The 23,932-nt window shown below is 58.7% G+C and carries 25 protein-coding genes and 1 pseudogene; 17 read left to right on the top strand and 9 right to left on the bottom strand.

What is annotated here, in order from left to right:
- On the bottom strand, positions 1 to 253 hold a 253-nt coding region (locus DU29_RS1000000133350), incomplete at its 3' end, for a hypothetical protein (RefSeq protein ID WP_236645627.1).
- 129 nt (positions 254 to 382) lie between these two features.
- Between DU29_RS1000000133350 and DU29_RS0118155 the strand changes: the two genes are divergently transcribed.
- The 3 genes from DU29_RS0118155 (at position 383) to DU29_RS0118145 (ending at position 2,788) form a co-directional block, all read left to right on the top strand.
- On the top strand, positions 383 to 1,267 hold the full coding sequence (locus DU29_RS0118155; protein WP_028622952.1) for a manganese catalase family protein: 885 nt from the start codon (positions 383 to 385) through the stop codon (positions 1,265 to 1,267).
- Between the two features lie 298 nt (positions 1,268 to 1,565).
- Positions 1,566 to 2,444: a ZIP family metal transporter gene (locus tag DU29_RS0118150; protein WP_236645628.1), complete on the top strand. Its 879-nt coding sequence runs from the start codon at positions 1,566 to 1,568 to the stop codon at positions 2,442 to 2,444.
- A 125-nt stretch (positions 2,445 to 2,569) separates the two neighbouring features.
- Entirely contained in the window at positions 2,570 to 2,788 is a 219-nt protein-coding gene (locus tag DU29_RS0118145; protein ID WP_028622950.1) for a KGG domain-containing protein, read from the top strand.
- 109 nt (positions 2,789 to 2,897) lie between these two features.
- Here DU29_RS0118145 and galE read toward each other — a convergent pair whose 3' ends face one another.
- Positions 2,898 to 3,926 (bottom strand): UDP-glucose 4-epimerase GalE, encoded by a 1,029-nt coding sequence (gene galE / locus DU29_RS0118140; RefSeq protein ID WP_028622949.1) that lies wholly within the window; start codon positions 3,924 to 3,926, stop codon positions 2,898 to 2,900.
- 284 nt (positions 3,927 to 4,210) lie between these two features.
- Between galE and DU29_RS0118135 the strand changes: the two genes are divergently transcribed.
- From DU29_RS0118135 to DU29_RS0118120, 4 genes are read left to right on the top strand one after another with little or no spacing between them, the layout of a single operon-like run.
- The gene (locus DU29_RS0118135; protein ID WP_028622948.1) at positions 4,211 to 5,386 is read left to right on the top strand and encodes a glycosyltransferase family 1 protein; all 1,176 of its coding nucleotides are present in this window, start codon (positions 4,211 to 4,213) and stop codon (positions 5,384 to 5,386) included.
- Entirely contained in the window at positions 5,374 to 6,555 is a 1,182-nt protein-coding gene (glf, locus tag DU29_RS0118130) for a UDP-galactopyranose mutase (protein WP_028622947.1), read from the top strand. Before DU29_RS0118135 ends, glf begins: the two co-directional genes overlap by 13 nt.
- A 25-nt stretch (positions 6,556 to 6,580) precedes the next feature.
- Positions 6,581 to 7,720, top strand: coding sequence for a beta-glucosidase (locus tag DU29_RS0118125; RefSeq protein ID WP_028622946.1), 1,140 nt, complete (start codon positions 6,581 to 6,583; stop codon positions 7,718 to 7,720).
- Positions 7,710 to 9,479 carry an ABC transporter ATP-binding protein gene (locus DU29_RS0118120; RefSeq protein ID WP_028622945.1) on the top strand — a complete coding sequence of 590 codons (1,770 nt, stop codon included), beginning with the start codon at positions 7,710 to 7,712 and terminating at the stop codon, positions 9,477 to 9,479. The genes DU29_RS0118125 and DU29_RS0118120 overlap by 11 nt, the downstream gene beginning before the upstream one ends.
- 6 nt (positions 9,480 to 9,485) lie before the next feature.
- Here DU29_RS0118120 and DU29_RS1000000132855 read toward each other — a convergent pair whose 3' ends face one another.
- A complete protein-coding gene (locus tag DU29_RS1000000132855; protein WP_161781298.1) occupies positions 9,486 to 9,653 on the bottom strand; it encodes a hypothetical protein in 168 nt (55 codons plus the stop codon).
- A 178-nt stretch (positions 9,654 to 9,831) separates the two neighbouring features.
- Positions 9,832 to 10,107: pseudogene (locus DU29_RS0118105) on the bottom strand (hypothetical protein); the annotation flags it as partial.
- 215 nt (positions 10,108 to 10,322) lie between these two features.
- Here DU29_RS0118105 and DU29_RS0118100 point away from each other — a divergent pair.
- Together DU29_RS0118100 and DU29_RS0118095 are read left to right on the top strand one after the other, a co-directional pair.
- The gene (locus tag DU29_RS0118100; protein WP_028622943.1) at positions 10,323 to 11,867 is read left to right on the top strand and encodes a phospholipase effector Tle1 domain-containing protein; all 1,545 of its coding nucleotides are present in this window, start codon (positions 10,323 to 10,325) and stop codon (positions 11,865 to 11,867) included.
- Positions 11,867 to 12,526 (top strand): DUF2931 family protein, encoded by a 660-nt coding sequence (locus DU29_RS0118095; protein WP_028622942.1) that lies wholly within the window; start codon positions 11,867 to 11,869, stop codon positions 12,524 to 12,526. The genes DU29_RS0118100 and DU29_RS0118095 overlap by 1 nt, the downstream gene beginning before the upstream one ends.
- Positions 12,527 to 12,547: 21 nt before the next feature.
- Here DU29_RS0118095 and DU29_RS0118090 read toward each other — a convergent pair whose 3' ends face one another.
- Entirely contained in the window at positions 12,548 to 13,240 is a 693-nt protein-coding gene (locus DU29_RS0118090; protein ID WP_028622941.1) for an RES family NAD+ phosphorylase, read from the bottom strand.
- A complete protein-coding gene (locus DU29_RS0118085; protein ID WP_028622940.1) occupies positions 13,234 to 13,638 on the bottom strand; it encodes a hypothetical protein in 405 nt (134 codons plus the stop codon). Before DU29_RS0118085 ends, DU29_RS0118090 begins: the two co-directional genes overlap by 7 nt.
- Before the next feature lie 157 nt (positions 13,639 to 13,795).
- Here DU29_RS0118085 and DU29_RS0118080 point away from each other — a divergent pair, with 157 nt between their 5' ends.
- Both DU29_RS0118080 and DU29_RS0118075 read left to right on the top strand, forming a co-directional pair.
- The gene (locus DU29_RS0118080; RefSeq protein WP_028622939.1) at positions 13,796 to 14,188 is read left to right on the top strand and encodes a GFA family protein; all 393 of its coding nucleotides are present in this window, start codon (positions 13,796 to 13,798) and stop codon (positions 14,186 to 14,188) included.
- Between the two features lie 78 nt (positions 14,189 to 14,266).
- Positions 14,267 to 14,746: a VOC family protein gene (locus tag DU29_RS0118075; RefSeq protein ID WP_028622938.1), complete on the top strand. Its 480-nt coding sequence runs from the start codon at positions 14,267 to 14,269 to the stop codon at positions 14,744 to 14,746.
- A gap of 58 nt (positions 14,747 to 14,804) precedes the next feature.
- Here the strand turns inward: DU29_RS0118075 and DU29_RS0118070 are convergent, their stop codons facing one another.
- The gene (locus DU29_RS0118070) at positions 14,805 to 15,650 is read right to left on the bottom strand and encodes a hypothetical protein (protein ID WP_028622937.1); all 846 of its coding nucleotides are present in this window, start codon (positions 15,648 to 15,650) and stop codon (positions 14,805 to 14,807) included.
- A 262-nt stretch (positions 15,651 to 15,912) separates the two neighbouring features.
- Between DU29_RS0118070 and DU29_RS0118065 the strand changes: the two genes are divergently transcribed.
- Entirely contained in the window at positions 15,913 to 16,374 is a 462-nt protein-coding gene (locus DU29_RS0118065; protein WP_028622936.1) for a hypothetical protein, read from the top strand.
- 6 nt (positions 16,375 to 16,380) lie between these two features.
- Here DU29_RS0118065 and DU29_RS0118060 read toward each other — a convergent pair whose 3' ends face one another.
- Positions 16,381 to 17,286, bottom strand: a complete 906-nt coding sequence (locus DU29_RS0118060; RefSeq protein ID WP_033050677.1) for a polyprenyl synthetase family protein — start codon at positions 17,284 to 17,286, stop codon at positions 16,381 to 16,383.
- A gap of 206 nt (positions 17,287 to 17,492) precedes the next feature.
- Between DU29_RS0118060 and fni the strand changes: the two genes are divergently transcribed.
- From fni to DU29_RS0118035, 5 genes are read left to right on the top strand one after another with little or no spacing between them, the layout of a single operon-like run.
- Positions 17,493 to 18,548, top strand: a complete 1,056-nt coding sequence (gene fni / locus DU29_RS0118055; protein ID WP_028622934.1) for a type 2 isopentenyl-diphosphate Delta-isomerase — start codon at positions 17,493 to 17,495, stop codon at positions 18,546 to 18,548.
- A complete protein-coding gene (locus tag DU29_RS0118050; protein ID WP_028622933.1) occupies positions 18,545 to 19,819 on the top strand; it encodes a glycosyltransferase in 1,275 nt (424 codons plus the stop codon). Before fni ends, DU29_RS0118050 begins: the two co-directional genes overlap by 4 nt.
- The gene (gene crtY, locus DU29_RS0118045; protein ID WP_028622932.1) at positions 19,816 to 20,982 is read left to right on the top strand and encodes a lycopene beta-cyclase CrtY; all 1,167 of its coding nucleotides are present in this window, start codon (positions 19,816 to 19,818) and stop codon (positions 20,980 to 20,982) included. The genes DU29_RS0118050 and crtY overlap by 4 nt, the downstream gene beginning before the upstream one ends.
- Positions 20,979 to 22,469, top strand: coding sequence for a phytoene desaturase (locus DU29_RS0118040; protein ID WP_028622931.1), 1,491 nt, complete (start codon positions 20,979 to 20,981; stop codon positions 22,467 to 22,469). The genes crtY and DU29_RS0118040 overlap by 4 nt, the downstream gene beginning before the upstream one ends.
- Entirely contained in the window at positions 22,466 to 23,455 is a 990-nt protein-coding gene (locus DU29_RS0118035; protein WP_028622930.1) for a phytoene/squalene synthase family protein, read from the top strand. The genes DU29_RS0118040 and DU29_RS0118035 overlap by 4 nt, the downstream gene beginning before the upstream one ends.
- Here the strand turns inward: DU29_RS0118035 and DU29_RS1000000131640 are convergent.
- Positions 23,337 to 23,873, bottom strand: a complete 537-nt coding sequence (locus tag DU29_RS1000000131640; protein ID WP_028622929.1) for a sterol desaturase family protein — start codon at positions 23,871 to 23,873, stop codon at positions 23,337 to 23,339. The genes DU29_RS0118035 and DU29_RS1000000131640 overlap by 119 nt on opposite strands.
- Positions 23,874 to 23,932 lie beyond the last annotated feature (59 nt).

Here is a 23,932-nt window from a genome sequence, read left to right as displayed (position 1 = left end):
AGTGATAACCACGATTCTGTAGCAGCTGGCGCAGCCTGCGTCCGGCTGCGAAGCAGTCGTAAGTCCAGAGATCACGGTTGTCCTGATTCCCCGCGTTGACCGGTTTACGATTGCTTCGCAGCCGGACGCAGGCTGCGCCAGCTGCTACAAAGACCAGATCCGCTCCGGGTGCAATATAGACGAATCGGCGCTGTAGAAAGTTTGAGCGCACGCAGTAGCGCGCCGACGACCGGGCGTTAAATCGGGGTTTCATGCCGCTCGTCGCGAGGCGCCAATTTTTTTAAAATTTTCAAACGGGACCGTGCTTCAGATAACTGTGGGTGCCGCATTCGAGCCATCCCCGGATGAGTATCGGCGCCTTTAGGCCTGAGGAGATCCAGTCATGTTTTTACATAACAAGCGACTTCAATACACCGTGAGGGTGGCTCAACCCAACCCAGGGTTGGCTAACCTGTTGCTCGAACAATTTGGCGGGGCACAAGGTGAGCTGGCAGCCGCCTCCCGCTACTTCACCCAGGCGTTGGCCGAAGATGATCCAGGCAGGAAAGATTTGCTGATGGACATCGCCACCGAAGAACTCAGTCACCTTGAGATCGTGGGTTCGATCATCGTCATGCTCAACAAGGGCGCAAAAGGCCGTTTGGCTGAAGGCGTGGAAGAAGAGGGCGAGCTATACCGTGCCATCAACGGCGCGGGCAACGACTCGCACATCACCCAGATCCTGTATGGCGCCGGTGCGCCACTGACCAACTCGGCCGGTGTGCCGTGGTCGGCGGCTTACATCGATACCATTGGCGAGCCTACCGCGGACATGCGTTCCAACATTGCCGCCGAGTCCCGCGCGAAGATTGTCTACGAACGCTTGATGAACGTCACCGATGACCCCGGCGTGAAAGAAGCGCTGGGCTTTCTCATGACCCGTGAGATCGCGCATCAACTGTCCTTCGAGAAAGCGCTGCACTCGATCCAGCCGAACTTCCCCCAAGGCAAATTGCCCGGCAATCCGGAGTTCACCAACGTCTACTACAACATGTCCCAGGGCGAAGGCAGCACTCGCGGGCCGTGGAATCAGGGCGACGATTGGGAATTTGTCGAAGACCCAATGCCGGCCGTTGATGGCGGTGATGGCACGGCCAGTGTCGAGTTGAGTGCCGATGAAGAAGAACTGTTGATGGACATGAAGGCCCGCACGATGTCCGACCCCGACAGTGACCCAATGACCGGTGCTGATATCGGCTCCGGGTTGCTGGTCAAACCCGATGTGTAAAGCGTCACTGCGTTCACCGCACGCCGATAAGGCGTGCGGTGCCTTTAAGTTGCTACAGTTGATAGAGGTGAGAAGCAATGGTTGCAAAATCCAGAGGTCTGTCCGTCAATTTCGTTGAAGATGTTTCGGGTCTGTTCAACGCGACCGCCAGGTCATTTGAACAAGAGGCCCAGCGCATAACCCGGCAAACTCAGGCGCGCGGTTTACGAACAAGCAACAAACGGGCAAACGGTCGGTAGGAGGTTTTATGTCGGATCCAGCTTCGTCTGGTGCACATCCATCGCGTTCATGGCTCGAAATGGCCAAGAGCGGTAGCTGGCCGGGCGTTCTGTTCTGGTTAACCTTGATTGTCGTCACACTGCTGTTGCTCTTTAGCGGTTATAGCGCATTGACCGAATCAAACCCGCAAGTGCTGCGCTACGCCATGCTCGGTGGCGCGGCAGGTTTTGGCGCGACAGCGCTGGGCGCGACATTGGCGTTGGTGCTGCGCGACGTGGCTGTGCGCACCCAGGACACCATGCTCGGCTTTGCCGCCGGCATGATGCTGGCGGCGAGTTCTTTTTCGTTGATTCTCCCTGGTATTGCGGCGGCTGAATCCATCACCGGCAACAAGATGATTGCGGCTGCGGTCGTGGTATTTGGTATGGCGTTGGGTGTGGCGCTGATGGTCGGTCTCGACCGTTTTGTCCCCCATGAACACCAGAAAAGTGGTCGCCGTGGGCCGGATGTCCAGCGGCTCAACCGGGTGTGGTTGTTTGTGCTGGCGATTACTCTGCATAACCTGCCGGAAGGCATGGCCATTGGTGTCAGCTTCGCCGACGGTGACATGAAAGTCGGGCTGCCGCTGACGACTGCGATTGCCATTCAGGACATTCCGGAAGGCCTGGCCATTGCGCTGGCGCTGCGGGTTACGGGTATCTCTTCGATTCGTGCGGCATTGGTCGCCATAGGGTCCGGGCTGATGGAGCCTTTGGGCGCAATTATCGGGCTGGGCGTTTCGTCGGGTTTTGCGTTGGGCTACCCCGTGGCATTGGGTCTGGCGGCTGGCGCGATGATTTTCGTGGTGTCCCACGAGGTAATTCCCGAGACCCACCGTAACGGTCATGAAACACCCGCGACCTTGGGTTTGATGCTTGGCTTCGGTGTGATGATGTTCCTCGATACGTCACTGGGCTAAAGTGGAATCGAAAGCGGTGCCCGCTCGTCGTAACGCGTGCATTTCGATCAAACTTTCGGCTTGCTGCACCTCTCGGAATTGAACGAGCCCCGTGCTCGATTCCAGCAATGTAGAGGTGAACGAAAATGGCTAATACCGGAAACAAAAACACCGGAAACTTCGCCGATGACAAGCAGAAAGCTTCTGAAGCCGGCAAGAAAGGCGGCCAGGCTTCGGGTGGCGCTTCGGGTAGCGGCGGACAGGGCAGCGGTCGCGGCGGCAACTTCGCCGACGACAAGCAAAAAGCCTCGGAAGCAGGCAAAAAAGGAGGTCAAAGCTCCGGCGGTGGCGCGCGTAAGTCTTAATGCCGCGTGACACCTTTCAAGCCCTGCCAGTGCGGGGCTTGATTCGTTTTGGAGGCCGTACAACCCCGCACTTCGTAGCAGCTGGCGCAGGCTGCGACAGGTTTATCGGTTAGCTCACCAACGCTGCCGCTTCGTAACCTTTGGGATTCTGGCACTGCCAGCGCCAGGCATCCCTCAACATTTCATCCAGATCCCGTGTCGCACGCCAGCCCAGCTGACGCTCGGCCTTGCCCGGGTCGGCCCAGCATTGAGCAATGTCGCCACTGCGCCGAGGGCTGTAGTTCAAGGGAACGGGCACCCCGGAAATGCGCTCGAACGCGCGCACCACTTCAAGTACCGAATAACCGCACCCTGTGCCGAGGTTCCACACATGCACGCCCGTTTTGCTCTGCAGGTAATCCAGCGCTTTGAGATGTCCCGCCGCCAGGTCCATCACATGGATATAGTCGCGTACACCGGTGCCATCGGGCGTGGCGTAATCATCACCAAACACATTCAGCGCCGCGCGCTCTCCGGTGGCTACCTGCAACAGATACGGCAGCAGATTATTCGGTGTATTGGTCGGCGCTTCACCCAGACCGCCGCTGCGATGCGCGCCGATCGGATTGAAGTAACGCAACAGACCCACCGACCAACGTTCATCCGACCGGGCAATGCTGGTCATGACATGCTCGGCCATGAGTTTTGAATGGCCGTAAGGGTTGGCCGGCTGACCCGGCACACAGGCTTCGTCGATCGGCATCTGCGCACAATCGCCATAGACGGTCGCCGAGGAGCTGAACAACAACGTGTGCACGCCAGCATTCGCCATCGCCTGGCATAACGTCACGCTGCCGCTGACATTGGTTTCGAAATAACGCAATGGTTCGCGCACGCTCTCGCCCACGGCTTTCAGGCCGGCGCAATGCACTACGGCATCGATGGGGTAATCATCAAAAATCCGCTCGAGCAGCGCGCGATTGCGCACATCACCCTTAATGAAGCCCGGTCGCGCACCGGCGATTGCGGCGACTCGTTCTATCGCAACTCGCGAGCTGTTGCACAGGTTGTCCAGTATCAAGACATCGTTGCCTTTGCGCAGTAGTTCCACGCATACGTGGGCCCCGATATAGCCAGCACCTCCGGTCACCAAAATCATGATCCCACCCTCATTCCGAGGCGAGCAAAGTTGCGTCGCTTGTAGTTATGGGGTCGGCGTATCCGACTAGTTCAGAGAATTAGTGCGACCGGTACATACCCTTCATCCGCTTTAAACAAAAGGCTTTTGAACGCTGGCGATACGCAGTGCCTCAAAACCTTAGAAGCGTGCAGAAGGTGATAGCCAATCACGGAGTCTGCTCTTCAGTCGCATGGGTTAGCGTCGAAGTCAGGTGGTTACTCTGCTTCGAATTTTGTTTTGGCAATGACCGAAAGGAAATTTTTATGAATCTTCTTGAGCAACCTGACTCGCAACTGACACCGACTTCCCTGTCCACCGATCCGCACCTCGCGCTGTCTTTGCGTCCTGTACTGTTGTGCCTGTCGCACTTGCGCTGGGGTTTTGTTTATCAGCGCCCGCAACATGTGATGTCGCGCCTGGCCAAAGACTACGATGTGCTGTTTTTTGAAGAGCCGATTCACGATGCCAACGACAGCGCCTGGCTTGAACAGTCGCAACCGGCCGAGGGTGTGACTGTCCTCGTGCCGCACATTCGCGGCGGCCTCGATCCGCAGCAAATCAACGCTACCCAGCGGCAATTGCTCGACGACTACCTGGCAGTCCAGGCGCCGTCGCAATTGTTGTTGTGGTACCTGACGCCGATGAGTCTGGATTTCACCTCGCACCTCGAAGGGCAGGTCACCATTTTCGACTGCATGGATGAACTGTCCGCCTTCAAAGGCGCGCCCCGGGAACTGGTGGAGAAAGAGCGGCAGTTGATGAATCGGGCCGACGTGGTATTCACCGGTGGTTACAGCCTTTGGGAAGCCAAGCGCAAACTTCACGCAAACGCGCATGCCGTGCCCAGCAGTGTTGACCTCAAGCATTTCAGTACGGCGCGTCAGTCCCTTTTAGAACCGGCCGATCAAGCCGATATTGCCCACCCACGGCTCGGCTTTTTTGGCGTCATCGACGAGCGCTTCGACGTCGCATTGGTGGACGAACTGGCCCGCCAGCGGCCGCAATGGCAAATCGTATTAATCGGTCCGGTGGTCAAGATCGACCCGGCGATGCTGCCGCGTTATCCCAATATTCATTATCTGGGCAGCAAGGATTATTCGCAGTTGCCGGCGTACCTGGCCGGTTGGGATGTTGCGCTGATGCCGTTCGCCCTGAACGAATCGACTCGCTTCATCAGCCCCACCAAAACACCGGAATACCTCGCAGGCGGATGCGCCGTGGTCTCCACACCCATCACTGATGTCGTGCGCACTTACGGCGACAGCGGCGTGGTAAAAATCGCCGCGTCGGCGACTGAATTCATCGCTGCCATCGAGAGCATTCTGACCGATGACAGCGACACCGCAGCGTTCACCCAACGCATCGACACCGTCCTCGACGGCATGTCATGGGACAAGACCTGCGCCGTGATGAAGGAGCAGATCGAATGCCTGAGATAACCCTGCAATCTGCCATCGACGGCTCCGCTGCGAAACGCTACGACTACCTGATCGTGGGTGCCGGATTTGCCGGCAGCGTTCTGGCTGAGCGTCTGGCGGGTGGCCTCGGTAAACGAGTCCTGCTGATTGATCGGCGCGAGCACATTGGTGGCAACGCCTATGACCATTTCGATGAGGCCGGCGTCATGGTTCATCGATACGGTCCGCACATCTTCCACACCAATGCCGAGCGGATCGTTCAGTACCTATCGAAATTTACCGAATGGCGCCCGTATGAACATCGTGTGCTGGCGCAGGTGTCTGAGCACCTGGTGCCCATCCCCATCAACCTGACAACACTCAACACGTTGTATGGCTTGAACATGACCGAGCCACAAGCCGCCGAATTTCTGGCCAGCCGTGCGCAACCGGTGGAGAGCATTCGTACCTCGGAAGATGTGGTGATCAACCAGGTCGGTCGGGAACTCTATGAAATGTTTTTCCGTGGTTACACGCGCAAACAATGGGGCCTCGATCCGTCGGACCTCGACAAATCGGTGACCTCGCGCGTGCCGACCCGCACTAACAGTGACGATCGCTATTTCGGTGACACCTTTCAAATGATGCCGCTGGACGGCTACACGCGCATGTTCGAACGCATGCTCGAACACCCGAACATCGACATCCTGCTGAGCACCGACTTCATCGGTGTGCGCGATCAGGTCAGCTACGACCACCTCGTCTACAGCGGTCCGGTCGATGAGTATTACGATTATTGCTTCGGCAAGCTGCCATACCGCTCGTTGAAATTTCAGCACGAAACGCTCAATCAGGCGCAGTTTCAGCCGGTGTCGGTGGTCAACTATCCCGACGAAGCGGTGCCCTATACGCGCATCACCGAATACAAACACCTGACCGGGCAAACCCACCCGCTGACCAGCATCAGTTACGAATATCCCTGTGCGGACGGCGATCCCTATTACCCAGTGCCGCGTCCGGAGAATGCCGAGTTGTACAAGCGCTACAAGGCGCTGGCCGACACCACGCCGAACGTGACTTTTCTCGGTCGGCTGGGGACCTACAAGTACTACAACATGGATCAGGTAGTCGGCCAGGCGTTGGCACTTTATCAACGCATCGCTGAAGCAGCCACCGAGGCGAATGTGCCGGCCGATGGAGTGGAGTCATGATCGCCGCCGAGCCGGCCCGGGCCTCATGACGGCGCCCGGGACGTTCAACAGTTTTCTGTTGGGCGGCTACGAATGCTCCTCCCATCGCCGCAACGACGGGCGGCGGCTGGACCTTTCAACGTCTACCGGCCATGCGCGGTGGGTGCAGAGTGACTATCGGCAACTGGCGGCGACCGGCATTCGCAGTGTCCGCGATGGTTTGCGCTGGCACTTGATCGAGACGCGTCCGGGGCATTACGACTGGAGCAGTTTCCTGCCGATGCTTCGAGCGGCGCAGGCGTGCGATCTGCAGGTGATCTGGGACCTGTGTCACTACGGTTACCCCGATGACCTGGACATCTGGCGCCCGGCGTTCGTCGAACGTTTTGCGAAGTTCTGTGGGGCGGTTGCGCGACTGGTCAGGGAGGAGGGTATTGAGGTGCCGTTCTATTCGCCGCTGAACGAAATTTCGTTCTGGAGTTGGGCGGGCGGGGCAGTCGGGTATTTCAATCCATCGGCACAAGGACGCGGCCTGGAGCTCAAGCATCAACTGGTGCGTGCGAGCATCGCCGCCATCGAAGCGATCCGCGAACAGGCGCCGACCGCACGGTTTGTGCAGTGTGAACCGTTGATCAACGTGATTGCCGGTTCGCACCGTATCGATCAGGTGAACGCTGCCGAGGATTATCGCCAGTCACAGTTCGATGCCTGGGAATTGCTCACCGGCAGGCAGTGGCCGGGTCTGGGCGGGCAGGAGTCTTATCTGGACATCATCGGGATCAATTACTACCCGCATAACCAGTGGATTCTCAACGGCCCGAAAATCCTCCGCGATGCGCCACAATATCGACCGCTGGCGGGCATGCTCAGCGAGGTGCATCAACGCTATCGACGGCCGATGTTCATCTCGGAAACCGGTGCAGAAGGCGAAGAGCGTGTGCCGTGGCTGGCGTATGTCAGCGAGCAGGTTGAACTGGCAATACGTCGCGGTGTGCCGATTGAAGGCATTTGCTGGTACCCGATTCTCGATTACCCCGGTTGGGACAACGACCGCTATTGCCCGGCCGGCCTGTTCGGTTACGCCGATGGCGAAGGCCAACGTGCGGCCTGCCATCCGCTTGCCCTGGCGCTGCAACAACTGACGCAACGTTTCACTCCCCCCGGTGCGGACGACCATGGACCGTGAAGAGGAAGTCGAAGAACAACAGTTGCCCGATCAACCGGTAGCGTTTTTATGGCGCTATGTGCTTCGACGTCCCTGGCATTTTGGCGGGATGCTCTTTCTGGTCGTGGGCGCCGCGAGCTGCGCAGTTGCCGTGCAATACGGCATGAAATTGCTGGTGGACGTCATGACCCTGGGAGATCGGGCCAGCGCGCACATCTGGTTTCCGTTCACACTGTTTATCGGTTTGATCGTGCTGGAGAATATTTTCTGGCGGCTGGGTGGATGGCTCGGCTGTCGCACCGTAGTCGCCAGTTGCGCAGACTTGCGGGTCGACCTGTTCAGTCACTTGACCGGCCACCCCATGCGCTATTTTTCCCAGCATTTCGCCGGGGCTCTGGCCAACCGGATTTCCTCGGCTGGCGCGGCCGCCGGGTCGATTTACGGGGGGTTGGCGTGGAAGATCATTCCGCCGTGCGTGGATTTTCTCGGCGCCGTGATTGTGCTCTCCACGGTGAGCATCGGCATGGCCGGCGCATTGATCGGCTGCGTTTTTGTCGTCGGCCTGCTGATCACGTTTTTCGGGATTCGCGGGCGTAAACGGCACATCGATTTTGCCTCGCAATCGGCGCGGGTCGGCGGCGAAATTGTTGACCTGGTTTCCAATGTCTGGACGATCAAAGCGTTCTCCGCGCGCAACCGCGAACGGCAGCGGCTGGAACGCGCCATCGGCGTCGAAGCCAAGGCCCAGCGACGCAGCTGGATCTATCTGGAAAAGGCCCGCGTGCTGCACGATATTTTTCTGTCGGTGATGGCGGGCGGCATGCTCATCTGGGCAATCAGCCTGTGGCGCGAGGCCGGCATTACCGCCGGCGACGTGGTGATGATCAGCGCGCTGACCTTTCGCATCCTCCACGGCTCCCGAGACTTGGCGCTGGCGTTGGTCGACACCTCGCAGCAGCTCGGCGATATCTCTGAAACCCTGCGCATCATCGTGCAACCGCATGCCTTGTCCGACGCGCCGGAGGAGATGCAGGCAACCCGCGGCAGCATAAAATTCATCGATGTGAGCTACAGCTATCCGGATGGTCGGGAGGTATTCAAACACCTGTTTCTGGACATTCCGGCGGGGCAGACAGTGGGGGTGGTCGGCACTTCCGGCGCGGGCAAATCCACCCTGATCAATTTGCTGCAACGCCTGGATGACGTACGCAGCGGCATCATCCTGATCGATGACCGCGACATCCGTACGGTGAGCCAGAACAGTTTGCGCCGGCAAATCGCCGTGGTGCCCCAGGAGGCGGCGCTGTTCAACCGCAGCATCTTCGAAAACATCGCCTACGGTCAGCCGAAAGCCACTGAAGAGCAAGTGATGGACGCCGCGAAACAAGCCTACTGCGACGTGTTCATCCGGGCCTTGCCGCATGGTTATTCGACGCTGATCGGTGAGCGCGGGGCGATGCTTTCCGGCGGCCAGCGCCAGCGTCTCGGGCTGGCGCGGGCGTTTCTCAAGAACGCACCGATTCTGGTGCTGGACGAGGCGACTTCCGCGCTGGACTCGCAGACCGAGTCGGTGATTCGCACCGCACTGACCGCGTTGATGCACGGGCGAACGGTGCTGGCAATCGCCCACCGGTTATCGACCATCGCCAATTTCGACCGGGTGATCGTGCTGCATGAGGGGGAAATTGTTGAAGACGGTATGCCGGAAGACCTGCTCAAGCGCGATGGACCGTTCAGAGCGCTGTGGCAGGCTCAGGCGATGACGTCGCATGAGCCTTGAACGATTTTAGCGACCCGCCAGTTCGTCTTCGACCGGGCTGTCGTCATTCGGGTCGAGCGGTACGTGATCGTCGACATTGGTACCTTCATCGTGATGCCCCGGATTCTCCGGATTGGACACGGGGACCGGTTCTTCGCTGCCCGTACCACCTTGCAGGTAATTGTCGTTATTCATGATCGCTCCTGTGCGCAGCGCGGGTGCTGTGCTTACTTCTTTGAAGGCGCGGTGACGATGACGTTCGAAGGTTTTTCTGACCGGTCGTCCAGTGAGCTTTTCACATGCACATAAAAAAAGCCCGACTGTTTAGCCGGGCTTCGTTCGGTGTTGCTGCGCACGTATTCACTCATACATTGCGGCTTTCGATCAGCCGGTCGGAACCACCTTCGGCAACGCGGCGTTCGATCAGGCGATCGGAGCCACCTTCAGCAACGCGGCGTTCGATCAGGCGATCGGAACCACCTTCGGCAACGCGGCGTTCGATAAGGCGATCCGAGCCACCTTCAGCAACGCGGCGTTCGATCAGACGATCGGAGCCACCTTCGGCGACAACCGGGTGAGCAGAGGTAGCGGCGAAAGCGTTAGCTGCAAGAACCGAGAAAGCAATACTGACGAAGAGTTGGCGTTTCATGATGGTGTGCTCCGGGGTGTTATTGGTTGGTATGGATGCGATGTTACGCCGCGCAATTTTTATGAGAACTTCATTGAGTTGATGGTGACTATCAACGCCAGCAATGTCTGGATGAACCTGGCCATCCACCGATGATGGCCTGTGGCTAGGCGTTGCCTGATCGCCTGAGCAATGACACTCTCTGCGCCCGTTACCAAGGAGCAGGTGATCAAGGAATGAGTGGATACGTCCCCAACCCCCCGAAAAACTACCGATACGACGAAGCCAAGCCCGTCGACATCCACGCCGAGCGCTGGGCCGAATATGAAAAACACGGCAAGGCACCCGCCGCCGCGAAAGAAAAAATCCGCGTCGCGTTACGCATCGGCGTGTTCTTCGACGGCACGCTAAACAACGCCAACAACTCGGCCTCAGGCCTGCTGTGCGGCGCCCACCACCCCATCCGCCCCGAAGATGTCGATGCGAGCTGCAAGCCGTATATGGCGGATCCGGAGGGGAGCTATGGGAATGATGTGAGTAATGTAGCTAAATTGTTTGACCTCTATCCAGCATCGAAAGAATTGCAAGGGGACGCTTCAAATAAATTAGTTTTGCGCAGCTTGTATATCGACGGTATCGGTTCGGAAACAGGAGAGATGGATAGCCTTTCGAATGCGGCTACGGGGAGAGGTAATACCGGCGTGACGGCTAAGGTTCAGCTAGCTTTCTCAAGAATGAAAATGCTCATCAATGAATTTGTTGGGCAAAATCCGGGCGTCGAATTGGGCTCGGTAATATTTGATACTTTTGGTTTTAGTCGCGGCGCGGCTGCGGCAAGGCACTTTGCAAACGAAATCATACGATGCATGCAAGGGCCGTTGGGCGAAATAATACGCTGCAACTCCAGCGGTTTTTGGCCTGGTTTTACTGGGCAGTACAACACGGAAGTCATGGTGGGTTTTATTGGGCTGTTTGACACCGTTCCCTCGATCGCGGGCATTACTAATCTGGGAAACATACAAAGTCCGGTAGCTCCGGGTGTGAAGTTGTATCTCGATCGGAGATACTTCAATGACGTCGTACAGTTAGTTGCTCGTGACGAGAAGCGCGCAAATTTCGCACTGAGTAAAGTATCTCCAACTCACCAGGAAATTATCTTGCCCGGTGTGCATTCCGATCTTGGTGGGGGATACAGGGATGAGGTTGAAGAATGTGTTCTTGTAAGTCCGATGCAAGCATTGACTATTGCAAAAGGTGAGGATATTCGCACAACCTCCATTTATCGACATGCCCAGCGGGAGAAGGCTCAATGGATAACGGCCGGCTGGCCGGAAGAAATGCTCGAGGTCGTAACTCCGACGCCTTCAGCCTTACCGGTTGAACTCGATCGTATGGAAGTCAGGAAACTGAGAAGCTATGCAGGCCTGCAGCTCAAGCGGCGGGTGCGGGGCGAATTGTCGAGGGTGTACCTGCACTTGATGCATAAACTGGCAAGGGAGAAGGGCGTACAGTTTGACGACATTCCTGCCAGCTCTGTATATGCCGTTCCCGAGGAGCTACAACCTTTTTGTGAAAAAGTGCTTTCCGGCCACTACGAACCGACGGCGGATGAGGATCGACTACTGAAGCTGAAGTACATCCACATGTCCGCTAACTGGAGTAATCCGATCGGCGGAAGTCGCGAACGAGGTTTGACTCTCCGATATACCAACGCACCGACTAATAACGGAGTCCGCGTCCGTCATCCCCATGTATCTGACTCAAACTGGAAATTATTTTGATGCGTGTAGTAGTTATCTTGCTGGCTGCGCTGATTGCCACGGGCTGCCAAGCGACAGTAGAGTCTGGCTCGCAGGTAAACCCGAGCACTGCGCAATGGAGCCTCAGCTTCAACGAGCCGTTCTTTATGAAAGCCTGGGTGGAAGACAGTGCTGTTGAAGATATCAATGGCAAGGTGTTCCATCGCACTGGTGGCGGAAGGGCGTCGGGAGGGGAGCCGGAGAACGGCACAGAGTCTGCGCGTGGATGGGGCGAGAACGTTACTGGCAGCATTCGTGAGGTAGTGGGGGCCGATCTACCCAAGCGTATTTATGTCCGCTGGCAGTCCATCGTGGAACCTCAGACTTACCGAGCATGGGTCGATATTCCGGAAGAAGCGCGACAAATCATGCAGGCCTCAGTGACCCAACTTTGTCCATCCAGCCCCCAAAACGGACTCAATTCGCTAGCTCTGGTCTACGTTGGTCTTGCCCCCGGTGGAATTGTGGAGGTACGCGTGGCGGACGCTTGTATGAAGTCGATCAAAGTTGCCCGCGCCCAAGCAGAAATTGAACCGCTCGGCCCGGACCAAGGGAAAAGTCAGGGACAGTACGCCTACCCAGTCAGTGAAAAAGCGAAGCGCTACATAGAAAAATACGGCATCCCATACGGCAGCTGGTAATCGCTACCCAAATCCGAACCTTCACGCCTCACTTATCTCACTCACGCTAGTCAACTGACCATTCCAGACCATCTCGTAGTGCGCTGTCTGAATCACCGATAACACCACTTTAGGTGTCATCAGCGCCCAGCAGTAACCGCCCGGCATTCGCACCGAGTGATAGCGAATGCCCGGGCAGCGTGCTTTTTTGATCAGCGTTCCCAGCAGGCGGGAATAGCTGTAATCGTCGGGGTCGTAAATCGGGTCTGTGATCGCAATCGTTGCGGCGTCTCTCATGCCTTTATCCGAGAAAGAGCATGACAGCCCACGAAACACAAAGCGTTCGTAGTTGAGGCTGGGGACGTTGGACCAATAGAGGCTTTGATGATGACGAACTTCGGCGAGCGCCGTTTCCAGGGTATCGGCCAGGTACAACACGCCGAAGCTGCCGTCGCTGAAGCGTGAGCCCCCCGGGTTGACGTGGGTGAAGGGCGCTATGGCGTAAGAGCAGCCGGGAATGCCGAATGGAATCTCGCGTCGAGGAATCAGCTCGAGGCGACCCAGTTCATTTTTCAGTCTGGGGTTGGTCAATTCCTGGATTTGATACAGCACTTCGAATTCATCCGCATCAGCGACGTCGTCAAAGAGCGCGATAGGCGGAAACTTCGAGTTGACCAGTCGATAAGCCTGTATGCGCTTGCCGGCAGACTCTGACAGATCATTCAGCGCTACCACTGCGCGCCACGCAACACGTCAATGCGCCGGAAGGTTTCGTACAGGGAGACCATATCGCCCTGCGCCATGATCTCCAGTGGGCTGCGGCCATTGAAAAATTCGTTGTTGTTGACCATCGAAGGGAAGCCGTACACGTTGTCCGGATTATCGAACACCAGGCGAAGGGCGGCATGGATGTTGAGGACAAAACTGATGCGCTGCATTTGATCAGCGTCCAGAGCAACTTCCCAGTCCGGGTCGCGTTGTCGGGCGCGGGTGTACGTGCTGCGGGAGATGCGCAGGATGCGGCAGGCTTGGTCACTGGAAGCGGTCCACTTTTCCAGAATACCCACGGCTGCGCGCAAGCCGGCCACACACTGGCTTTTGGAGAAGGCTTTTTCCTGAAGAGCAACGGCCATATCAAATCTCGCTTCTGAATCTATGGATTCAAATCTAGTTGTATTGCGTCTATAGAGCAAGTTTGCGCGACCAGTGGAGATTCACTCACTTCGATCCCGGCTACTGAACAGTCTATTTTTACCGAAGACCCGGAATACGATAGAGAGGAAGACAAGCATGCAAACCATCACCGGTGGCTGCCTCTGTGGCGATGTACGTATCGAAGCGTCTGCTCAGCCATACCGTGTAGGACTATGCCACTGCCTTGATTGCCGCAAATTCCACGGAGCGCTGTTCCATGCCTCGGCGATATTTCCTGAGAATGCAGTGACGATCACCGGTGACACCCGCGACTACGCGGGAAGGCATTTCTGTCCTCGCTGCGGCTCCTCGGTATTCAACCGCAGCGTCGATGAAATCGAAATCAACCTGGGCTGCCTGGATGCCCCTGACCAATTGACCCCCACGTACGAAAGCTGGACCGTGCGTCGCGAATCCTGGCTGCCTGCGTTTCCGCTCGCCCGCAGCTACCCAGGCGATCGCGAGGGCACCGGGCGCCGTGAGGTCTAGACCGTTCAACGGCCCGAAATTCTCACCCCGCAACCGCCACTAGACTGAACGCTTCAAGTTCAGTTCTGGAGCATCACGATGATCAGCAAAAACACGATTTGTCTCTGGTACAACGGCGACGCGCTGGATGCGGCGAAGTTTTACGCGCAGACGTTTGCGGACAGTGCAGTCGGCAGGATCATGCACGCGCCCAGTGATTATCCGGCGGGCAAGCAAGGCGATGTGTTGACGGTGGAATTCACGGTGATGGGCATCCCGTGTCTCGGGCTCAACGGTGGCCCTGCGTTCACCCACAGCGAGGCGTTTTCATTTCAGGTGGCAACCGACGACCAGGCGGAGACCGACCGTTTATGGAACGCGATTGTCGGCAACGGTGGCCAGGAAAGTGCCTGCGGCTGGTGCCGGGACAAGTGGGGGCTGTCGTGGCAGATCACACCGCGCGTGCTAACCACCGCGATCAACGACCCCGATCCGGCGGTGGCGAAACGCGCGTTCGAGGCCATGATGCAGATGGGCAAGATTGATGTCGCAGCGATTGAGGCGGCGGTGAAGGGCTAACCCTGAATGCAGACCGATGCACCGGTCTGCATTCAAATGTGATCAGCGGACAACAGGATTACGAAATCAGCGATTGCAGTTTTTTCATCACCTGAACACTCGGGTCTGCATTTTTGCCTGAACTGTTCTGCTCCTGCTCAGGTTGCGTCACGACACCGGCGAGGATTTCCGCCAGATTGGGGAAATGCCCGGACTTTTTCTCGGTAGGGGCCAGGCTGGTACTTTGGTTCAGTGCGGCCTCCAGCGTCTGATGCTGAGACAGCCACTCGGGGCTGGCTTTCTCTTCCGGACTCATGTTGTTCATGAAGTCCAGCGCGGCGCTGGCGCGTGCATATGGATCATCGGCAAACGGATCTTTCCAGTTTTTCTGCTGATCGACCGGTCCGCTGTAGTAGCCGGTGGCGAGCCGCGCCTGTTGGCGCATCAAGGCCTGGGCCGAGGCTTGTTCCTGCGCAGTGAAGGTGCCGCCCTGATTGGTAGCCACGGCGTTCAGCGAGCGTCGATCCAGATCGCCCATCAGCGCATTACGGTCTTCATCGCTGTCGGTGAACGGTTTGCCGCTGGCGTTCATCAGCGCGTATTTCTCATCCATACGTTTGCGCGCATCGGTGGCCACTTCGGCGAACGTCTTGTCCTTGGAGCTGGAAACGGCACCGGGTGCGGATACGCCCAACACCAGTGCGTCGGCGTTCATTCCGGGACGAACCGGGAAGAACGGCGCGTTACCGCCAATCGAGTTGCTGTAAGCGGTCGACGTAGTGGAAAGGCTCACCGAATCATTGTTTTGCGTTTGTGCCTGATCATCCTCGACAGCGGCCTGCCGCGCACGGGTCGCGGAACGGTTGTCGACCGCAGAGGTGTAAGCGGACATCGCGGCGTTTGTGGATGTTGAAGAGATAATCATGTGTCTTCCTTGGCAAGGGCGGTTCGCAAGTGGCCGCGTACAGATGCTAAATATCGCTGACCATACGCCGAATCTGTGAAGCCTTCATTCATACAAAAGGTTCGTCCGCAGAATTGGCTACCTCCAGGAAACGTGACAACGGTCACCACGGTGCAGTCCGATATGCGGATATATTGCACTTCCCGATCAGCGCGGCAACGCGTACGGTTAGCCGCATTATTGATATCGGCCAAAACCTTCTTCCCTTGAAAAGGATCTGTCTATGCGGTTCGCAGCACTTGTGTTCAGTTTGTTTGCCTTCTCTGCCGTGGCCGATGAGGCCGCAAAACCAGTGGTGAAATGGACGCTGCTCGACCAGCATGAACAGGCGTACACCCTCAGCGATGACGCGCAGGTGCTTTTGATCGCTCGTAGCATGGCGGCGGCAAAGTTGCTGGATGCAGCGTTGAAAGACCAGCCGGCCGGTTATCTGGAAGCGCGACATGTGGTGTACGTCGCCGACATCGAGAAAATGCCATCGCTGGTGAAACTGGTGGCGGTGCCGGCAATGCGTTCGGCCAAGTACCGGATCATGCTCGATCAGGATGGGCGGGTTGCGTCGCGTTATGACGGCGACCGCGAGAGCGTGCAATGGCTGGTGCTGAACAATGGCAAAGTGACCCGCGAACAGCGCTTTACCGACGCCGCGATATTGCGTCAGAACGTCGAAAAACTGGTGCAGTGAACGTCATCACCGGCTAACAGCGGCGTTCCAGAAAATCATCTTCATGTAACTGCCGATCATCGGCGAACCGCCATAAACCTGATACAGGTGCTGTTCGGCGTTCGCCAGATGAGCGCGCAAACGCTCGGTAACACGTTGCTCACCGTACAGCGAGACGAAGGTGGATTTGCCTTTGTCCTTGTCCTGATCCTTGTTGTTGTCGACGCATTTGTCCTGTAAGTCGTCGTACAGTTGAAACGCCTGGCCCAGTTCCATGGCGAAGCTTTGCAGCAGCGGACGGATTTGCTGATCGGCGCTGCCTACCAGCCACGCCATGTCCATGATGGCGCCGAACAGCACACCGGTTTTCAGGCTGTTGGTCAGGGCAATCTGTTCGGCGTCGCGGCTTTTCTGGCCGTCGCGCAGGTCTTGAAACTGGCCCAGTACCAGGCCCTGGGTGCCCACCGCGTTAGCCATGACCCCCACCAGTTGCGTCCTGATGTCCGGCGCCAGGCCTTCAATCGCGGCAACTACGCCGAACGCCCGGCTTAATAACGCTACGGCGGTGAGTATCGCCACGTCCTGACCGAATTGCAGGTGTACGGTAGGACGACCACGGCGCAATCGTGCATCGTCCATGCAGGGCATGTCATCGAGCACCAGCGAGGCGGCATGCACCATTTCCACGGCGCAACCCAGGTCAAGCGCCTGATTGCCCTTGTGCCCCAGGCCTTCAGCTGCGAGCAACAACAGGATCGGGCGCATGCGCTTGCCCGGCGCCAAGGTGCTTTCGCGCATGGCATGGGTGATCAGATTGCTCTCGTTGCCAGCATCTGGCAGCAATTGCTGCAAGCGGCAATCGATCGCTGCCCGCAATGCGGCGAGGTGCTCGACGAAGCCGTTATCAATGCCCGAGCCTGAATTCACTGTCATCACCGCTTCCACCTTGCTGAGTACGCTGAAAAGTCTATCTGCTTCACTGCTAATGTGCTGATTATCACGGAACGAGTTACGCCTCAGGATGCCTCAAGATTCAAGTTGCCTTGTACATAACCTGTACATTAGCAGGATCTTTGTACAACACTACTCAATCAGCAGACCGCGTCCGGACTAAATTGATCCGAGTAAATGGAGTAGCCATGAATAAAAGCGACCTGAGTCGGCGCAAGGACGATCATCTGGACATCGTGTTGGGCCGACAGGGCGGTGCCCATGCCGTCAGCAATGGCCTCGAGGCGGTCCGGTTCGAGCACTGCGCATTGCCGGATCTGGACATGGCTGCGATCGATTTGCGCAGCAATCTGCTCGGAATTGAATTGCGCGCGCCGCTGCTGATCAGCTCCATGACCGGCGGCGCAGAGCGCGCCACCGCGATCAACCGCCATCTGGCCGAAGCCGCGCAGGCGCTAGGGATTGCCATGGGAGTGGGCTCCCAGCGGGTCGGTCTGCGCAGCGGTAATGATCAGGGCCTGACCCGCGAACTGCGTCGACTGGCGCCGGACATCGCGTTGCTGAGCAACATCGGTGCCGCGCAATTGCTGGAAAAAGACGGAATGGATCTGGCTCGGCGTGCCGTCGACAATTTGCAAGCCAACGCGCTGATCATTCATCTGAACCCGCTGCAGGAAGCCGTCCAGACTGAAGGCGACAAGGATTGGCGCGGGGTGCTGGAGGCCATCCGCCGAACCGTCGACAGTGTTGGCGTACCGGTGATCGTCAAGGAAGTTGGGGCCGGGTTGTCCGCAGACGTGGCAGTGGCATTGGTCCAGGCCGGCGTGCGCGTGATAGACGTCGCCGGCTGCGGCGGCACGAGTTGGGCAGCTGTCGAGGCGGAACGGGCCGCGCTGCCGGCGGATCGGGAAGTGGCCATGGCCTTCGCCGATTGGGGCATTCCAACGGTGAACAGTCTGGCGATGGTTCGAAAAGTATTGCCGGATGTAACTTTAATTGCTTCGGGTGGCATTCGTAACGGTGTCGATGCGGCAAAAGCCATTCGCATGGGCGCGGATCTGGTGGGGCAGGCGGCGGGTGTTCTGCATGACGCGACACTGTCCACGGCGGCCGTCATCGAGCACTTCGACATTGTCATCCGTCAGCTGCGCATTGCCTGTTTCTGCACCGGCTCATCTGATCTCAAGGCGTTACGTCACGCCCGGTTGCTGGCGCCTTTGAACCTGGGTGATTTGCAGCCATGAGCCATTTTGCAGTGATCGCTCCCGGTTTTTATAGCCACTTCCAGGCCCTTCAGACGCTGAGCGGGGAGTTGCTGGATCGGGGGCACCGTGTCACTTTTTTCCAGCAGGCCGACACGCGCCACTGGCTTACCGATCCACGTATCGGCTTCCGCGCACTGGGCGCCGGCAGTCATCCGCCCGGCAGTCTCGAACGCCAATTGCGCCGCGCGGCGAATCCGGGCAGTCCGCTGGGTTTGCGCCGGGTAATCCGTGACCTGTGTGACAGCACGGCGATGCTGTGTGCCGAACTGCCCGCGGCATTGGCAGGCGAGGGCATCGACGCAATGCTCTGCGATCAGATGGAGGCGGCCGGTGGCCTGGTCGCCGAGGGGCTAGGGCTGCCCTTTATATCGGTGGCCTGTGCGTTGCCGATCAACCGCGAACCAAAGCTGCCGTTGCCGGTGATGCCGTTTGCCTACGCCACCGACGAACGCAGCCAGCGCATTTACGACGGCAGCCGCCAGGTGCATGACTGGTTCATGAGGCCGTTGCGCGACGTCCTGCATCAGGCCTCGAAACAACTGTCGATCCCGCCTCGCGATGGCGTGCATCATTACCTGTCGCCGCTGGCACAGATCAGCCAGACCACCGACAGCTTCGATTTCCCGCGCCAACACAGGCCGGCGCATTTTCATGCCGTTGGCCCGTTGCGGGCGCTGTCGTCCGAGACGTCTGGCGACTGGCCCATCGAAGCAGACCGGCCATTTGTCTTCGCTAGTCTGGGGACGATGCAAGGCGGGCGGCTGGGCATGTTCAAGCAAATTGCCAAGGCCTGCCGACGCATCGACGCACAGCTGTTGATCGCCCATTGCGGCAGATTGACCAGTGCTCAGGAGCAGACGTTGCAGCGCCAGGGCGCGACCTGGGTCACGGATTTCGCGCCCCAGCAATGGGCGCTGCAGCAGGCGGATGCGGTCGTGACCCATGGCGGTCTGAACACGGTGATGGATGCAATTTTGGCGCGCACGCCGATGCTGGTGATGCCCATCGCCTTCGATCAGCCTGGCGTTGCGGCGCGGGTCAACTACAGCGGCGCCGGTGTGAGCGTGAATCGTCGAGCGGGTGCTTCGACCATAAGCCGCCATTTGCAGGGCTTGCTCGCCCATCCGCCGGAGCCACTCAACTGGCTGGCGGCCGATATTCACACCGCTGGTGGCGTGACGCGCGCGGCCAGCATCGTCGAGGTGGCGATCCGCAGCGGCCAGCCCGTGTGGACCGGAGAAGTGATATGAGCCACGACCTGATTCTCGCCGGTGGCGGTCTGGCCAATGGACTGATTGCCTGGCGCCTCAAACAGACCCGGCCAGACCTGCGCGTGCTGTGCATTGAAGAACAACCGAAACTGGGCGGTAATCACACTTGGTCTTTCCATCACGGCGACCTCAGTGCCGCACAGCATCGATGGATCACGCCGCTGATTGTCAAAACCTGGCCCAGCTATTACGTGCATTTCCCTGCACGTTCCCGGCGCATGAACAGCGGCTACGCCAGCATCACCTCCGAACGTTTTGCCGCGGTGATCGAGCAGGCGCTGGGCGCGGACCTGCGGACCGGCCAGCGTATCGCCAAAATCAGCCCACGCAGCGTGGTGCTGGAAAACGGTGAAACCCTTGAGGCCGCTGCCGTTATTGACGGTCGCGGCGTACAGCCGAGTGCTCACATGGTGTTGGGCAAACAGGCCTTTCTCGGGCAATTACTGCGCTTGCACGCGCCCCACGGCTTGACGTCGCCGATCATCATGGACGCGCGTGTCGCGCAGGGCGACGGCTATCGATTTGTTTACGTGTTGCCGTTTTCCGCCGACACCGTGCTCGTCGAAGACACCCATTATGTTGACCGCCAATCGCTGTCCCATGAGCAGCTGCGCCAGCACATCGCCGACTATGTGCGTCAGCAGGGCTGGTCCGTCGCCGCCTGTTTGCGCGAAGAGCAGGGCGTTTTGCCGATCACGCTGGCGGGCGATTTCGAGGCGTTCTGGGATGAGGCTCAGGGCCAGCCGCGCTCCGGTCTGCGCGCCGGATTATTCCACTGCACCACGGGCTATTCGTTGCCACACGCGGTGCGCCTGGCGGACTGGGTCGCCACGCAGCGATCACTCGACGCCGACTCGCTCGCCAGTGGCATGCGTGAATGCGCCCGGCAGCAATGGCAGCGCCAGGGCTTCTATCGGTTGCTCAACCGCATGCTGTTTCTGGCCGGGCGCCCACAGGATCGCTGGCAAGTCATGCAGCGTTTCTACGGATTGTCTGAAGGGCTGATCGAGCGGTTTTATGCGGGCGACAGTTCACTGCGCGACAAACTTCGAGTGCTCACGGGCAAGCCACCGGTTCCGGTCGGTGAAGCCGTGCACGCCGCTTTCCGGCTTCGGCCCCGGCATTATGAGAACTTCCGATGACTGAGCAAAAGACTGCAATCGTGATTGGCGCGGGTTTTGGCGGGCTGGCGCTGGCGATCCGTCTGCAGGCAGCCGGTGTGCAGACCACGTTGCTGGAGAAGCGCGACAAACCCGGTGGCCGAGCTTACGTTTATCACGATCAGGGATTCACGTTCGATGCCGGGCCTACGGTGATCACCGATCCGAGCGCGATCGAAGAGTTGTTCAGCGCGGCGGGCAAATCGATCAAGGATTACGTCGAGCTGCTGCCGGTTTCGCCGTTTTATCGGCTGTGCTGGGAGGATGGCACGTCGTTCGATTACGGCAATGACCAGGCCTCGCTGGACCGCCAGATTCATGCGATGAACCCCAATGACGTCGCCGGCTATCAGCGTTTTCTGGCGTATTCGAAAGCGGTGTTTCAGGAAGGTTATCTGAAGCTCGGTGCCGTGCCGTTCCTGTCCTTTCGCGACATGGTCCAGGCCGGGCCGCAACTGGCCAGACTGCAAGCCTGGCGCAGCGTGTATTCGATGGTGTCGCAGTTCATCGAGGACGACAAATTGCGCCAGGCGTTTTCCTTTCACTCGTTGCTGGTGGGGGGCAATCCGTTCGCGACGTCGTCGATCTATACCCTCATCCACGCGCTGGAACGCGAGTGGGGTGTGTGGTTTCCCAAGGGCGGCACAGGCGCGCTGGTGCAGGGCATGGTCAAGCTGTTTGAGGACATCGGTGGGCGGGTCGAACTGAACGCCGACGTGGCCAAAATCGAAGTCAGCGGCGACCGCGCCACGGGTGTGCGTCTGCAGGACGGTCGGCAATTTCAAGCAGACAGCGTCGCCTCGAATGCCGATGTCATCCACACGTATGCGACGCTGTTGGGTGATCATCCGCGCGGGCAAAAGGAAAGTGCGCGGCTCAAGGGCAAACGCTTCAGCAACTCGCTGTTCGTCATCCATTTCGGGCTCAAGCGGCCGCAGCCGCAGTTGCAACATCACACCGTCTGCTTTGGCCCGCGCTATCGCGAGTTGATTAGCGAGATTTTCCAGGGCGAGGCACTGGCCGAGGACTTTTCACTGTACCTGCATGCGCCGTGCATCACCGATCCAAGCCTCGCGCCGCCGGGCTGCTCCAGCCATTACGTGCTGTCGCCGGTGCCGCATCTGGGTAACGCGCCGATCGACTGGGAAGTAGAAGGGCCGCGCTACCGCGACCGGATTTTTGCCTACCTGGAAAAGCATTACATGCCTGGCCTGCGTGAAGATCTGGTTACCAGCCGCATCTTCACGCCCAATGATTTCCGCGACGAGCTGAACGCGCATTTGGGTTCGGCGTTTTCGCTGGAACCGATCCTGCGGCAAAGCGCCTGGTTCCGCCCACACAACCGCGACGCGAGCCTGGGCAACGTCTACCTGGTGGGCGCGGGCACGCATCCTGGCGCCGGCGTGCCGGGGGTGATCGGCTCCGCCAAGGCAACCGCCGGGCTGATGCTGGGAGACTTGCAGCGATGAGCGATCAGCAGACGCTTCTGGACCACGCCACGCAAAGCATCACGGTCGGCTCGAAGAGCTTTGCAGCGGCGTCGCGTCTGTTTGATCCCGCGACCCGGCGAAGTGCGGTGATGCTGTACGCGTGGTGCCGACATTGTGATGACGTGATTGATGGTCAGGAGGCCGGCCACTCGGCGACAGTGCTGGATGCCGGGCTGGCGCAGCAGCGCCTGGACGATCTGGTTGCGCAAACTCAGGACGTGTATGCCGGTCGCCCGGTGTCGGCGCCGGCCTTTGCCGCGTTCAAAGAGGTGGTCGAGCGCCATGGCATTCGTCAGGTCTATGCGATGGACCATCTCGCCGGTTTTGCGATGGATGTGCATCTGCGCGAATACCTCAGGATCGAAGATACGCTGGAGTATTGCTACCACGTAGCCGGCGTGGTCGGGTTGATGATGGCGCAGGTGATGAACGTCCGCGACGAGCCCACTCTTGACCGCGCTTGCGACCTGGGCATGGCATTCCAGCTGACCAATATTGCCCGCGATATTATTGAAGACGCTGGCGTAGGGCGCTGCTACTTACCGGCCGATTGGCTGGCAGAGCTGGGGATACCGCGCGAGCGGCTTGCCGAGCCGCAATATCGTCAAAGCGTGGCCGTGCTGGCGCAACGTCTGGTGGTACTGGCCGAACCGTTTTACGCCAGCGCCGAGGCCGGCATGGCAGCGCTCAGCGGACGTTCGGCATGGGCGGTCGCCACGGCCGGCGGGGTATATCGCGAGATCGGCGTCAAGGTCGATGCCGCCGGCGCGCGGGCATGGGACGTGCGGGTCTCGACCTCGAAGCTGGATAAATTACGCCTGATCAGTCTGGGTGCCTGGCGGGCGTTCACTCGCCGCGCGAAGCCGTGGCCGCCGCGTCCGGCGACGCTGTGGCAACGTCCTCGTCACCCTTGTGAAGCGGCCCCGCGTGCAACTTGCGCAGCTGGGCCCGCAGGCGGGCGGTAGACGGCGCAAAGAGAAAGCCGAAGGACACGCAGCGGTCTTTTCCAGACACCGCGTGGTGCATCAGGTGAGCCTGATATAGGCGCTTGAGATAGCCGGAGCGAGGTACAAATTTCAACGGCCAGCGCTTGTGCACCAAGCCGTCGTGCGCCAGAAAATACAGAAAACCATAAGCCGTCATGCCTGCACCAATCCATTCCAGCGGGTGCATCCCTTGTGTGCCCAACGCAATCAACACAATGGCAAACGCCGCGAACACCACTGCGTACAGATCGTTTTTTTCAAACCAGCCGGTTCTGGGTTCGTGGTGGGAGCGGTGCCAGCCCCAACCGAAACCGTGCATCACGTATTTATGAGCAAAAAACGCGAACACTTCCATGCCGATCAGCGTGGTGAAGAAAACCAGTGCGTTGAATATCATTGCGGCCACTCGATCGAAGTCTCTCGCTTGGACTCTACAGCAAGCGCGATCGTTCTGAG

It is taken from the genome of Pseudomonas sp. Ant30-3 (assembly GCF_000690905.1).
In the GTDB taxonomy this organism is placed as follows: domain Bacteria; phylum Pseudomonadota; class Gammaproteobacteria; order Pseudomonadales; family Pseudomonadaceae; genus Aquipseudomonas.
This window is presented reverse-complemented; position numbering and strand designations above follow the sequence as displayed.